The following is an 11,725-nucleotide window of genomic DNA, read 5'->3' as shown; positions in this document are numbered from 1 at the left end:
GCGCTTGTCTGCCTGGATGCGCTCGTAGAGATCGAGGGCCGCGGCGCGCCCCCGGGAAAGACCGGCGGCGAACTCCCCGTCCGGCACCATCGGCAGCAGGCGCTGGGTGGCCCACAGGGCCACCGCCGAGGCCCCGGCGCGCGAACACTCCAGGCTGATCTCGCCCAGGTGAAGCTCCGATGAGGTGAAATAGGTATAGGGCGAGTCGTGCTGGTAAAACCGGCCGACCCCCGGATCGCGGAACAGGATGCAGCCGCAGCCGTAGGGCTGCAGCCCGTGCTTGTGGGGGTCGACGACGATGGAGTCCACCTCGCCGATGCGCTCGAAAACCGCCTGTGCCGGCGGGTCCAGATTGTCGGCCAGACGGAAGTAGCCCCCGTAGGCGGCGTCGGCGTGCAGCCGAAATCCGTACTTTTCCCGCAGCGCCAGGATCTCCGGCAGGGGGTCCAGCGCGCCGGTGCCGGTGGCACCGACGGTGGCCACCACCGTGCCGACCCTACCTTTCTCCAGGATTTCCCTCAGGGCGCCCGGATCCATCCGGGCGTCGTCGTCGCAGGCGACGGTCTCAAAGGCCAGCCCCAGCACCTCGGAGATCCGCTGATGGGTGTAGTGGGCCTGCTCGGAGGCCACGACCTTCATTCCCGGTTTCAGCCGGCCGGCAATCCAAAGGGCCTCCAGGTTGGCCAGGGTGCCACCGCCGGTGAGATGCCCCAGGTGCCGGTGCCAGCCGAAGATCGCCGCGATCTCGGCCACGGCTTCCTTTTCCATCCGCGAACTCGCCCGGCCGCCGTCCAGAGCGTGGTTGTTGGGGTTGATCCACATGGCCAGCATGTAGGCCAGGCGCGCCACGGGGTGCGGCGGCTTGAGCATCTGGCCGGCGTAAAGCGGGTGGAAATAGGGGTAGTTGTCCTGCAACCGGGCGGCCACCTCCAACAGGACCGCCTCCAAGCGCTCGCGGTCCAACGCCGGTGCGGCGTCCGGCAGGCTTTCGAACCCCTCGGAGAGCTTGTCCAGGGCCTTCTCCAGAATCTTCAGATCTTGCGTGTCGAATTTCATCGCTGTTTCCCGAGATTGCACCCCGGCGGCGCTACTCGCCGAGGCAAAGTGATGTCAGGTCTGCCAAAAATTCCGGGGCCCATGGGGCCGCTGCAACCCGAGTCCATCTGCCTCGCCGGACGGGTGGCCGCTGGCCTGCGGGCCGGTTGCAAAGCAAAAAGCGCTTGACTTGCGGGCCTGAAGTGGCTACCGACTTCGGTGGTTCCACAAAAAAATCAAGGCCCTGGGCCCCGCTTGAGCCTGCCTCGGCGGCCTTGCCGGTGAAAGCCGCCGGTTGCGGCGCCTTCCCGGAAAAACCGAAAATGAAAAAACGCAACATCATTCTGACGGGCTTCATGGCAACCGGCAAGACCACCGTCGGCAAATGCCTGGCGGCCCAGCTGGGCTACCGTTTCGTGGACACCGACCGCTTGATCGAAGCCCGCAGCGGGATGACGGTACCCGAGATTTTCGAACGCCGGGGGGAAGCCGCCTTTCGCGCGTTGGAGGCCGCGGTGGCGCGCGAACTGGGCGCGTGCCAGGGCCTGGTGATCGCCACCGGGGGCCGCCTGATGCTGGATGCGGCCAACGCCGCCGCTTTAGGTCGTGAGGGGCTGGTGTTCTGCCTGGCGGCCAGCGCCGAGGAGATAATCGCCCGGGTCGCCGCCGACCCCGGGGTGGCGCGCCCGATGCTGGCAGGGCCGGACCCCATGGCGCGCCTGCTGGCCCTCATGCGGGAGCGGGAGGGCGGCTACCGGCAGTTTGCCCAGATCGGCACCTCCGGCAAAATCCCGGCCCAGGTGGTCGCCGAACTGCTGACCATCATCCGCAAGGCCCTGGCGTGCGCCCCCCCATCTTGACCGGCCCCATCCAACAACGGCCGCACCCACCTTTAGAGGGAAACGATGAAAAAAGTACTGGTCCTGCACGGGGTCAACCTGAACATGTTCGGCCACCGCGACCCCACCCAATACGGCCGCCTGACCCTGGCCCAGATCGACGAGAAAATCGCCGCACTGGCAGCGGAGCTGGAAATCCGCGTGGAGTGCTTCCAAACCAACCATGAGGGCGCGATGGTGGAGAAAATCCACCAGGCCCACCGCGACCGGGTTGACGCCGTGGTGATCAACGCCGGCGCCTGGACCCACACCAGCTACGCCCTGATGGACGCCCTGGCGATCCTGCAGGCGCCAGTGGTGGAGGTCCACATGTCGCATGTCCACGCCCGGGAGCCTTTCCGGCGCCATTCGGTGATCGCCCCCGTGGCCTGCGGCCAGATATCGGGCTTCGGGGTGGACAGCTATCTGCTGGGGCTCAGGGCCGCCGCCGGACTGCTGGCTGCGGCCCCCTGAGGCACCGGGGGCGCTATTCGGCGATCCACTTGGCCTTGAGCCTCTGGAACTCGCCCTTGGCATGCATCTGGTACACCCAGAGGTTGAGCCAGTTCTGCAGGGCGAACTCGTCGCGCGGGAACATGTAGCCGAAGTCGTCCCGGGTATAGGTCTCCTGGGGGGCAACGGCAAACAGCTCGGCCCGTTTGGCGGCCACCAGCATGGCCTCGACGTTGTCGGTGATCATGACGTCCACCTCACCGGCGGCCAGCTTGTCGGGAATAGCCAGATTTTTTGGCACCACAACGATTTCGGCCTGCTTGATATTGGCCTGCACGAAGCGCTCATTGGTGCCGCCGGGGTTGACGCCGATCTTGACGCCGGGGCGGTCGATATCCGCCAGAGTTTTGAAGCGCTCCTGGTCGGTTTTGCGGATCAGCGGGGATTTGCCGACCGCGATGTAGGGCGCGGTCAGGCCGACCTCTTTTTGGCGGCCCAGGGTCCGGGTGATGCCGCACATGGCGATGTCGTAGCGACCTTCCCGGATGCCCTGGACCAGGGTGGGCCAGGTGGTTTCGACAAACCGCACCGTCACCCCGAGGTCCTCACCAAGCTTCAGCGCCGCGTCGATATCGTGGCCCTCGAACTGGCCGGTCTGGGGGTTGAGATAGCTGAAGGGTTTGAAGTCTCCGGTGGTGCCGACCAGGATCTGGCCCCGCTCCAGAATGACGTCCAGGAGCGATTTTTGGGCACAGAAGGCCGACGGGGAGAGGCAAAGCAGCAAAACCACGAACAGGACCGCAACGGACAACATTTTTTTCATAACGGCATCCTCCTTCCCAAAAAGGTTCATAGCGGTAGGCGGCACCCGGTCGTGATCCTGCGCCCGCGGGATGCGGCCGGCCTACTTGAGCGCCATCCCGAAAATGTGGGGGGTAAACGGCATCACGGCGGAGGGCAGCATGAAGCAGTCCATCTCGATCCGCCTGAAACCGACCTCGCCCAGCACCCGGTGGGTGTCGCGGTTCAAATGACAGCCCTCGAAGAGCCATTTCCAGGGGGCTTGCAGGATCCCCTGCAGGCGCCGCAAACCGCTTCCCGGCGGCGCCGCGACGTGCTCCAGAAACAGATAGCGGCCGCCGGGCTTTAAAATCCGGTAAATCTCGGATACCACCTGGCGCGGGTTTCCCACCGTGCAGAGGACCAGGGTGCCCACCACCGCCCCCACGCTGGCAGTCGCGATATCCAACCGCTCCCCCCCGACCCCGCGAATTTCAAGCTTGAGCCCATAACGGGCGGCGTTTTCCCGCAGCGCGGGGTGCATCCTGGGGTTGGGCTCGACGGCGATCACGGTGGTTCCCGGGGCGTAGTAGCGCAGGTTGGCCCCCGGGCCGGGCCCGATCTCCACCACGCGGGCCGGCAGGCCGCCGAAAATGGCCCGCTTGCGGCCGCCGTAGACGCGGTCCATGAACCCTTCCAGGCGGTCGAGCAAAAAGGCGTTCAGCCGCCCCCGGACCGGGTGCTGGTGGGTCGCCATGCCCCGGCTAGTCCAGAAACGGTTTGAGCATGTAAATCAGGTCGCTTTCACGGGACGGGTAGGGGCTCATGATGTTCTGCCAGTACAGCGCATCCGCCGCAATGCCGTGGCGCATGGCGAAACCCAGGGTATTGAGCAGACCGGCGGCGTTGTCCGACAGGATGTGGGCCCCGAGAATCTTCTTGTCCTGCCCCACCAGGATCTTGTAGGCCGCGTGCCCCATGCCGATGCGGGTGTAGGTGGGCCAGCCCAGATGCTTGCCGAAGCTTTTGCGGTAAGGGGTTCCCGCCTCTTTCAGGGCCGCTTCGGTTTGCCCCAGCATGCCGCACTGGGGGTAAGTGAAGAGCAGCGCCGGAACGGCCCCGTAGTCGATGGTGGCCGCCGCGCCGCGCCCCAGCGCGGCCAGGATGTTGCGGGCGGCCACATGCGCCTCGTAGTCGGCCACCCGCGCCAGCTGGATGGTGGCGGCGCAGTCGCCCACGGCGAAGACCTTCGGGTTGGCGGTCTGCATGCCGGCGTCGACGGCGATCCCCTGGCGGGAGTAAGAGATGCCGGCGGCCTCCAGAGCGAGACCGTCCAACTGCGGGGCGCGCCCCGCGCCGTTGACCACCAGGTCGACCTCGAAGGCGCCGTCGGCGGCCGTGGCGACGACGAAACCCGCGCCCTTTGGGCTGACCGACTGGATCTTGACCCCGGTCAGCAGCCCGATGCCCTCCACCGCCGAGGCTTCCACCAGCAGATCGACCATCTCGGCGTCAAACGGCCCCAGCGGCCGCTCGGCGGCCTCCAGAATGACGATTTGGCGCTCCGGCGGGCCCAGGCGGGCGGCAAAATGCGCGAACTCAAAGGAAATAAACCCGCCACCCACAAAAAGGATGCGGCCGGGCAGGGTCTTCAAGTCGAGAAAATCGTCGCTGGTCACGATGTGCTCCGCCCCCTGGATGGGCAGCCGCATGGGGGCCGCACCAGTGGCCAGAACGCAGAAGCGCGGCCGGATCTCGTGACTGTCGACCACCAGGGTGCGGTCGTCTATGAATTTTGCGACGCCCTTCAAAAAGTCGATTCCGGCCTTGCCGAAACCCTTGACGGTCCCTTCGGGGACCTTCGCGGTAAACCGGTTTTTCTGCTCCAGTATGGCAGACCAGTCGGCTTCGGGGGCCGCCACGATTCCCTTTCCCATCAGGTGCCGGGACCTGGCCATGGTTTCGGTGACCTCGTAGAACCATTTTTTCGCCTGGCAGCCGGCCAGGGCGCAAATCCCGCCCGGACGATCGCTTTTTTCAACCACGGCCACCGAGAGCCCCTCGGCGCTGAGTTCGTAGGCGGCTGTTTGACCGGCGGTTCCGGCGCCGACAATTACGACATCGTAAGAATCCATTATTTTCTCCGAAAAAGGTTATGGCTTCGGGGTCGGCCGGCGGTCGAGCGCAGCCCATCGCAGATCCTGCCGCCGCCCTCTTCAGCCGGTTTTCTTTCAATCCGCCTGCGATCCGACCACCAGCACCTCGCGCTCCAGCTCGACGCCGAACGTGTCGCGCACCGACCGGCGCACCGCTTTGGACAGGTCGAGGATTTCGCGGCCAGTGGCGCCCCCGCGGTTGACCAGGACCAGGGCCTGGTGCTCGTGGACCGCGGCATTGCCCACGGCCCGACCCTTCCAGCCGCATTTTTCGATCAGCCAGGCGGCGGCTAGCTTGAAACCCTTTGCGCCCTGGGGGTAGCACGGCAGGTCGGGGAAATCGGACCGCAGCCTGTCCAGCTGCAACCGGCTGACCACCGGGTTTTTGAAGAAGCTGCCGGCATTTCCCAGCCTGACGGGATCGGGCAGCTTGGCCTGCCGGATGGCGGCGATCGCCCGGCGCAGGTTCCCGAGGTTCAGGTCCCCGATGCGTTCCACGGCCTGCAGAACGCCGGGGTAGTGGGTGACCAGGGCCGGCTGGCGAGACAGCCGAAAAACCACGGCGGTGATGAGAAAGCGGCCCCGCCAGGGCCCCTTGAAATGGCTGTAGCGGTATGCGAAACCGCACGCCTCGGGGCGGATCGTCACTTTGCGGCGCTCGGAAAGCGCAATCGCCTCGATCCGCTGGATGACTCCCCGGACTTCAACCCCGTAGGCGCCGATATTCTGAACCGCGCTGGCCCCCACGCTGCCCGGAATGTGGGAGAGGTTTTCCAGGCCGCCCCAGCCGCTGGCCACCGCCAGGGCCACCAGGTCGTCCCATTTCTCGCCGGCCATGGCCTTTACCAGGACATGCCCCGGGCGCGCCTCGAGCATCGTGATCCCCCGCAGATCCGGGTGCAGCAGGACGCCGTCGAAATCCCCCACGAAAAGCAGGTTGCTTCCCCCCCCGAGCACCAGCCGGGGCCGCTTTACGAGGGGCTGCTGGTCGAGGAAGTCGAGGATTTCGGCTTCGCTGACGAACCGCGCGTAGGTTTCGGCCGCGGCGGGGACCCCGAAGGTGGTCAGGGCCGCCAGAGGATGGTTTTTACGGATCTCCATGGGACTTGCCCCCGACCTTCCGCCAGCGGATGGTCTGCCCGAAGCCCGCAGGCCGTTCAGCGGTCAACCGCCGCAATCCGCCCGTCCGGGGTCATTTGAGCATTTTCTTGACCCGCTCATAGCCCTTTTTGAGCTCCCCGAGGGTAAGCTCCAGGGCCGAGCCGACATTCTGGGCCGACTCGCCGACCACCCCCGCCAGGGTCTTGCTCTGGGACTTGGCGGCCTGCCACTTCTTCTCCAGCTTCTCCCACTCCTCCTTGGCCTCGGCTTTTCCGAGATGCAGTTTGAGAGCGATCTCGTCCCTGCGCCGGGCCAGGTCCTTGAGGATCTCTTCCAGTTTTTCCTTGGAGCCGGTCATGCGCTGCCTCCTTTGACTAAGGGGAAAAAACACCTCTGCACCCGTTTCTCCGCTGAAGCAGGTGTAAAACAAACCCGCCTGCTTCCCAAGGTGCGCCTGCCGAGAGCTGCCCGGAAGGCTCAAAAATGATAGACCAGCCGAAGGTTGAAGCGCTCGCCCTCGGGCCGGTTCTCGGCGCTGGTCTCGAAATAGGAGTTGAAGAACAGGTGTGCGTCCGGGGTGATGTGCCACAGCAGCCCGGGGCCGATGCCGAATACCTGCTCCCGGCTGTCGTCGAGGTCGTCGCCGTCCACCTGGGTGTCAGTCACCTGCTTGAGGTAGTAGCCGTTGATGCCCAGCCGCAGGTGCTTGGGCCAGACTTCGTAGGCGGTGGAAAAGTTGGCGTGCACGGCCTGGCCCGCCTGGGTGTCGTCGGCATCGCCGAATCTCCGGTTGGGATCGTTGTTCTTGGCGTTCCAGAGGTAATGCAGGCGGGTGGAGACGGTCCAGCGCGGGGTGAGAAACAGGGTGCCGGCCCAGTAAGGATTGAAGGAGAAGAAATTGCTGCCTGGGTTGAGCTCGCGCTCGTCGTCGTATTTGCCGGTGGGAAAGATCAGCTGGAATTCCACCCGGTGCATGAAGACCGGGCCTTTGGCGCCCATGACGGGGTCCCACTGGAGAAACGGGCCGACCAGCAGGTCCCCGAAGCCCGTGCCGTTGTCTTCGGGAAAGGGGCCGTCGATATCGTAATCGACATTCAGGTCGACCACGGGAACGATCACGTCCAGGCCCCACTTGCCGCCGAAGAGCACCGCCCGGTCCGACTGGTAGATGAGCTGCGTCAGGCTGACCCAGACATCCAGGTCCTCGTTGGCCTCACGGGGCAGCAAGCGGTCGCCGTCCTGATCGGTGAAGCGATCGGAGGAAAAGTACTGGACGTACTGCGTCAGATAAACGCCCGGGCCCGCCGGGGGGCCGCCGTCCAGGAAACTGGTGAACCCCAGGTTGACCGAGGGCAGGTCGTAGGCCCCCGCGCCCGCCGCCCAAAGGATCGCCGCTGCCGCCAGCCCCACCGATAAAAGCTTGCGAATTCCCATCGTCGAAGACTCCTTTCCCGAAATGGTTGAAAAAGTTGGCACCTCGGCGCCAGCGCCGGCCAGCCGGGTGAAGTTGCGCCGACACTACTTCGCGGTTGCCAGCAAGCGGCCGAATTCCCGTGCCTTTTGGATGGCGCCGGGGTCCTTTTGCAGGGCCCCGGCCTGGGGCGGGGTGAAGGGGAACAGGCAGGCCGCAAAGGCGCAGCCGAGCATGTCGGCCGGGGTTTTCCACTGGCGTTCGAGCAGTTTCAGGTTGTCTTCCAGCGGCCCGCCGCCGGTGGCCATCAGCGCCAGGGTCTTGCCGCCAAGCTGCGTTCGGATGGTCCCACCTTCGGTGAATTTGGAAAGCGAGTACATCCGGTCGACAAAGATCTTGATCTGGGCCGTATAGCTCCACCAGTAGATCGGGGTCGCCAGGACAATCACGTCGTAGCGCGGCAGGGTGGCCACCGCCTCGGCCACCTGGTCGCCGAGGGTGCAGACAAAGCTCTCGGACTGCTGGCATTTTTGACAGCCGGTGCAGCCCGGTTTTTTGAATTCAAGCCGAACGGCGTCGATCTCAACCACCTCGGCCCCTTGCTCCCGCGCGGCGGCCATGGCCACGGCGGCAACCGCGCGGGTGTTGCCATGGGAGCGAGGGCTTCCCTGAACGAACACGATTTTGGGGGGCATGGCGGGTATCCTGGGCTGCGGCGGCCCGTCGGCGGCGCAACCGTTTTGGGGACGGTCACCCATCCCGGTGGACCGTCTCCGGTGCAAAGGCCGGCAGACAGACGGCGATGTACTCGGCGCCTTCGGGGTTGGGGGTACTGTAGCGCACCCATTCCCCGGCGGGCACGACCACCGCCTGGCCGGCCGAAATGTCCAGGCTGCCGTCGGTGGTTTCCACCCGCAGCATCCCGCTTAACACCAGCGTATATTCGCTGAACTCCGGCTGCTGGCCCGGTTCCTGCCAGCCGCCGGCGCTTAGCATGCGCGCGATGCTGACCACGCTGCAACCGGTGTTCACACGCCCGACATACTCCTCGATCCGTTTGGACTCGCTGCCCGCGGCCGGGATGATGGCGGGTCTGTCAATTTTGGTGATCATACCGGTCTCCTGAGGGGTGCGAGGGTCGGCCCGCCCCTTCGCCGGTCATTTGGGCGCGGCCCGTTTCAGCCGCACGAAAAGATGCCGGCCCAGCATGGCGAGGCATTCCGGGTCGAGATAGACCTCGGCGCGGCGCTCGAAAAGCAGGCTGCAGGCGGCGGGGAATTCATCGTCGGCATCGTTGAAAAGCAGACAAAGAGGGACCCGCGGGAGCGCATCGAACTGCAGCGCCAGGTCGTAGCGCGCGCCGATGTCGGGCACGCGCCCGCCCAGGGCCGCGCCGGCCGCCGCCAGGGCGGCGGCGCGGCCGCTGAAGGCGGCGGCGATGGCGCCCTCGACCTCATTGGCGAAGTAGACCGTCAACGGGCCGGAATCCTTCAGCCCTCGATAGGAAACCAGGTCCCTGGCCGTCGGCGGCAGGTCGGGGCAGCGCAGCAGATATTTGAGCAGCACCACGCAGACGTCGAAGCCGGGGACTTCCCCGGCGGGATCGTAAACGCCGCCCGGCGAAACGCGATAAAGCGCCCCCAGCAGCGGCACACGCACCCCGTCCCCATCGACCTGCACCCCCAGCCGGGCGGCCAGCGGCGCTGTTTCCATTCGACCGAGCTGGTCGCGGTACTGCCTGCAGGTGACCTCAAAAACGGATGTCTCGGACGCCATCATCCAGGCTCCTCGGCAGCGCTGCCCCTGGGGGGCCCCAACCCCCGCCGGGGGGCCGGGGAAGGTTGGCACTTAATTCGAAACCGTCTATGGTTTGATTTACCGGTTGATCAAAGCTACTCGGCGCCCCCGCCGCTGACGGCAAACCCCTGGGGCTGCAGCCCGGTGGAGGAGGGGGTCCCGGCAATCTTGGCCAGGTAGGCCGGCCCGAGCTTTTCGATGTGGGCCCGGACGCTGTCGAAGTAGTTGAAATGCAGCTGCTCGTCGTCGATGATGGTTTCAAACACCTTCATGCTGATGCTGTCGCCGTTTTCCCGGCAGACCAGCAGAAACTGGTTGTAGGTCACGATGGTGTCGTCTTCCAGGTCCATATCGAAGGGAAAGATCGCCTCGACCTCCTGCCCGCGCTCCACCGGACCGGACTTTTCGCTGGTGGGCTCCCCCCCCAGTTCCTTGATGCGCTCGGCGAAAGCCTCGGCGTGGCGCATCTCGTCGATGGCGATGAGCTTCATCTTGGCGGCCATTTCACCGTAGTCCATGTCGTCCAGATTGTAATGCTGGTTCATGTACTGGTGAATGGCCTGCAACTCCATCGCGCGGGCGCGGTTGAGGACCTCGATGACATTTTCCCTGCGTTTCTGGGCTTCTGCCTGTGGCATGCGGCACCTCCTGGTATTCGGGTTGGTTGGTTGGCGTGCGCCGGCATGAAGGCTCTATCGGCCCGGGGTTTCGAAAACACCCCTCGTTAGGCCGGGCGGCAATACCGGCGGACCCGAGTCTAAATTTTCACCACCGGGTAATCAAGCCTTTTTTGGGAAGGTGGGCATTATGCGGCCAAAAGATTCGGCTGCGGACGCTGTATTGCAAAAAAATCGTCAGCTCGGGGTAAGCGGGGGAGCGAAACTCTGGTATTTTTGGAATTCAATTGAGCCCTTGCAGCGCTCCCGGTCTGCCGGTCCTGGCGCTGAAGCGGTTTGCCGCCCCCGCCAGCCGCGGGTGCGGAATTTGAAAAATCGCGCCCGACTCCGTATGATACCTCATTGGCCCGGTTAAAGCCCCGTTCGTGGGGCGGTCTCGCGCCCGACCGCCCGTGACGCCCAATCAGTGGAGAAGGGAGAGCCCCATGAAGGCAGCCAAACGTTTTGCCCTGTTCGCGGCCCTGGCCCTGATCCCGGCACTGGTTTTGGAAATGCCGGCAAACGCCGCCCAGGCCGGTGGCACGCTGAAAATCGGCTGCCAGCCGACCAACGTGCTGGACCCCCACTTCGCGGCCAATATCACCGACATCCTGGTGGCCGAGCAGGGGTACCACCACCTGACCTTCATCGACGCCCAGAACAACGCGGTGCCCGACCTGGCCACCCGCTGGGAAACCCCCGACGGCAAGGTCTGGACTTTTTTCCTGCAGCCCGGCGTCACCTTCAGCAACGGCCAGCCGGTGACCGCCAAGGACGTGGTTTTCTCTTACGACCGCCTGCGGGACCCCAAGGTCGGCGCCCCCACCCTCAAGCTCTACGAGAACGTCACCGCGGTGGAGGCGCTGGATGATCTCACGCTGCGCTTCACCCTGAAGCACCCCAACCCCGAGTTCGCCTCGGATGTCGGCGACTACCACGCCTGCGTGATCCCCGAGGGGACCCAGGACCCCGGCAAGACCCGCATCGGCAGCGGCCCCTACATGATCGCGTCCTTCTTTCCCGAAGACCGCCTGGTGATGGTCAAAAACCCCCACTTCAAGGCGGACGACGGGGCCGGCAACCCCTTGCCCCACCTGGATGAGATCCACTTCATCTTCTCCCCGGACATCGGCGGCCAGGTGGAAGCCCTGCGCGGCGGGGAGCTTGATTTCGTCGGCGGCCTGACCACCGAGTTTGCCGAGGTGATCGAAAAAGACCCCAACACCAAGCTGCTGACCAATGATTCCAACATGCACTGGGCGATCCACATGCGCTCGGACAAGGGCCATCTGGCCGCGGATCCGCGCATCCGCCAGGCGTTCAAGCTGGCCACCGACCACCAGGCGCTGATCAATGCCGTGCGCCCGGGCCTGGCCGCGCTGGGCAACGGCTTCAGCCCGGTGGGGCCGGCCTACGGCGCCTACCACCTGGCCCAGGCGCCGGTGCCCGATCCGGCCA

The 11,725-nt window shown here is 65.3% G+C and carries 14 protein-coding genes; 3 read left to right on the top strand and 11 right to left on the bottom strand.

Annotated features, from left to right (window positions below; genetic code table 11):
- On the bottom strand, nucleotides 1-1,056 hold a 1,056-nt coding region (locus tag LJE63_02525; protein MCG6905474.1), incomplete at its 3' end, for an aminotransferase class I/II-fold pyridoxal phosphate-dependent enzyme.
- A 302-nt stretch (nucleotides 1,057-1,358) separates the two neighbouring features.
- On the opposite strand from LJE63_02525, the gene LJE63_02520 reads away from it, so the two are divergent.
- Together LJE63_02520 and aroQ are read left to right on the top strand one after the other, a co-directional pair.
- The gene (locus LJE63_02520; protein MCG6905473.1) at nucleotides 1,359-1,895 is read left to right on the top strand and encodes a shikimate kinase; all 537 of its coding nucleotides are present in this window, start codon (nucleotides 1,359-1,361) and stop codon (nucleotides 1,893-1,895) included.
- Nucleotides 1,896-1,940: 45 nt separating this feature from the next.
- Nucleotides 1,941-2,387 (top strand): type II 3-dehydroquinate dehydratase, encoded by a 447-nt coding sequence (aroQ, locus tag LJE63_02515; protein ID MCG6905472.1) that lies wholly within the window; start codon nucleotides 1,941-1,943, stop codon nucleotides 2,385-2,387.
- 13 nt (nucleotides 2,388-2,400) lie between these two features.
- On the opposite strand, the gene LJE63_02510 is transcribed toward aroQ, so the two are convergent.
- The 10 genes from LJE63_02510 to LJE63_02465 form a co-directional block, all read right to left on the bottom strand.
- Nucleotides 2,401-3,189, bottom strand: a complete 789-nt coding sequence (locus tag LJE63_02510; protein ID MCG6905471.1) for a transporter substrate-binding domain-containing protein — start codon at nucleotides 3,187-3,189, stop codon at nucleotides 2,401-2,403.
- A gap of 81 nt (nucleotides 3,190-3,270) precedes the next feature.
- Entirely contained in the window at nucleotides 3,271-3,903 is a 633-nt protein-coding gene (locus LJE63_02505; protein ID MCG6905470.1) for a class I SAM-dependent methyltransferase, read from the bottom strand.
- A gap of 7 nt (nucleotides 3,904-3,910) precedes the next feature.
- Entirely contained in the window at nucleotides 3,911-5,281 is a 1,371-nt protein-coding gene (locus tag LJE63_02500; GenBank protein MCG6905469.1) for an NAD(P)/FAD-dependent oxidoreductase, read from the bottom strand.
- Nucleotides 5,282-5,377: 96 nt separating this feature from the next.
- The gene (murB, locus tag LJE63_02495) at nucleotides 5,378-6,403 is read right to left on the bottom strand and encodes a UDP-N-acetylmuramate dehydrogenase (GenBank protein MCG6905468.1); all 1,026 of its coding nucleotides are present in this window, start codon (nucleotides 6,401-6,403) and stop codon (nucleotides 5,378-5,380) included.
- A 91-nt stretch (nucleotides 6,404-6,494) separates the two neighbouring features.
- The gene (locus LJE63_02490) at nucleotides 6,495-6,761 is read right to left on the bottom strand and encodes a hypothetical protein (GenBank protein MCG6905467.1); all 267 of its coding nucleotides are present in this window, start codon (nucleotides 6,759-6,761) and stop codon (nucleotides 6,495-6,497) included.
- A gap of 119 nt (nucleotides 6,762-6,880) precedes the next feature.
- Nucleotides 6,881-7,837: a transporter gene (locus tag LJE63_02485; protein ID MCG6905466.1), complete on the bottom strand. Its 957-nt coding sequence runs from the start codon at nucleotides 7,835-7,837 to the stop codon at nucleotides 6,881-6,883.
- An 84-nt stretch (nucleotides 7,838-7,921) separates the two neighbouring features.
- Nucleotides 7,922-8,509: a flavodoxin family protein gene (locus tag LJE63_02480; protein ID MCG6905465.1), complete on the bottom strand. Its 588-nt coding sequence runs from the start codon at nucleotides 8,507-8,509 to the stop codon at nucleotides 7,922-7,924.
- A 55-nt stretch (nucleotides 8,510-8,564) separates the two neighbouring features.
- The gene (locus tag LJE63_02475; protein ID MCG6905464.1) at nucleotides 8,565-8,927 is read right to left on the bottom strand and encodes a hypothetical protein; all 363 of its coding nucleotides are present in this window, start codon (nucleotides 8,925-8,927) and stop codon (nucleotides 8,565-8,567) included.
- A 45-nt stretch (nucleotides 8,928-8,972) separates the two neighbouring features.
- On the bottom strand, nucleotides 8,973-9,593 hold the full coding sequence (locus tag LJE63_02470) for a DUF3786 domain-containing protein (protein ID MCG6905463.1): 621 nt from the start codon (nucleotides 9,591-9,593) through the stop codon (nucleotides 8,973-8,975).
- Nucleotides 9,594-9,706: 113 nt separating this feature from the next.
- Nucleotides 9,707-10,249, bottom strand: coding sequence for a bacterioferritin (locus tag LJE63_02465; protein MCG6905462.1), 543 nt, complete (start codon nucleotides 10,247-10,249; stop codon nucleotides 9,707-9,709).
- A 464-nt stretch (nucleotides 10,250-10,713) separates the two neighbouring features.
- Between LJE63_02465 and LJE63_02460 the strand changes: the two genes are divergently transcribed.
- A partial coding sequence (locus tag LJE63_02460; GenBank protein ID MCG6905461.1) for an ABC transporter substrate-binding protein occupies nucleotides 10,714-11,725 on the top strand: 1,012 nt, incomplete at its 3' end.

The organism is Desulfobacteraceae bacterium, from assembly GCA_022340425.1.
GTDB lineage: Bacteria > Desulfobacterota > Desulfobacteria > Desulfobacterales > JAABRJ01 > JAABRJ01.
The sequence above is the reverse complement of the archived record's forward strand: the minus strand, read 5'-3'. Positions and strand labels throughout refer to the sequence as shown.

Bases quoted from the DNA above. Each gene is read 5' to 3' on its own strand.
- LJE63_02520 (MCG6905473.1), top strand. From the start codon at position 1,359: ATGAAAAAACGCAACATCATTCTGACGGGCTTCATGGCAACCGGCAAG.
- aroQ (MCG6905472.1), top strand. From the start codon at position 1,941: ATGAAAAAAGTACTGGTCCTGCACGGGGTCAACCTGAACATGTTCGGC.
- LJE63_02510 (MCG6905471.1), bottom strand. From the start codon at position 3,189: ATGAAAAAAATGTTGTCCGTTGCGGTCCTGTTCGTGGTTTTGCTGCTT.
- LJE63_02505 (MCG6905470.1), bottom strand. From the start codon at position 3,903: ATGGCGACCCACCAGCACCCGGTCCGGGGGCGGCTGAACGCCTTTTTG.
- LJE63_02500 (MCG6905469.1), bottom strand. From the start codon at position 5,281: ATGGATTCTTACGATGTCGTAATTGTCGGCGCCGGAACCGCCGGTCAA.
- murB (MCG6905468.1), bottom strand. From the start codon at position 6,403: ATGGAGATCCGTAAAAACCATCCTCTGGCGGCCCTGACCACCTTCGGG.
- LJE63_02490 (MCG6905467.1), bottom strand. From the start codon at position 6,761: ATGACCGGCTCCAAGGAAAAACTGGAAGAGATCCTCAAGGACCTGGCC.
- LJE63_02485 (MCG6905466.1), bottom strand. From the start codon at position 7,837: ATGGGAATTCGCAAGCTTTTATCGGTGGGGCTGGCGGCAGCGGCGATC.
- LJE63_02480 (MCG6905465.1), bottom strand. From the start codon at position 8,509: ATGCCCCCCAAAATCGTGTTCGTTCAGGGAAGCCCTCGCTCCCATGGC.
- LJE63_02475 (MCG6905464.1), bottom strand. From the start codon at position 8,927: ATGATCACCAAAATTGACAGACCCGCCATCATCCCGGCCGCGGGCAGC.
- LJE63_02470 (MCG6905463.1), bottom strand. From the start codon at position 9,593: ATGATGGCGTCCGAGACATCCGTTTTTGAGGTCACCTGCAGGCAGTAC.
- LJE63_02465 (MCG6905462.1), bottom strand. From the start codon at position 10,249: ATGCCACAGGCAGAAGCCCAGAAACGCAGGGAAAATGTCATCGAGGTC.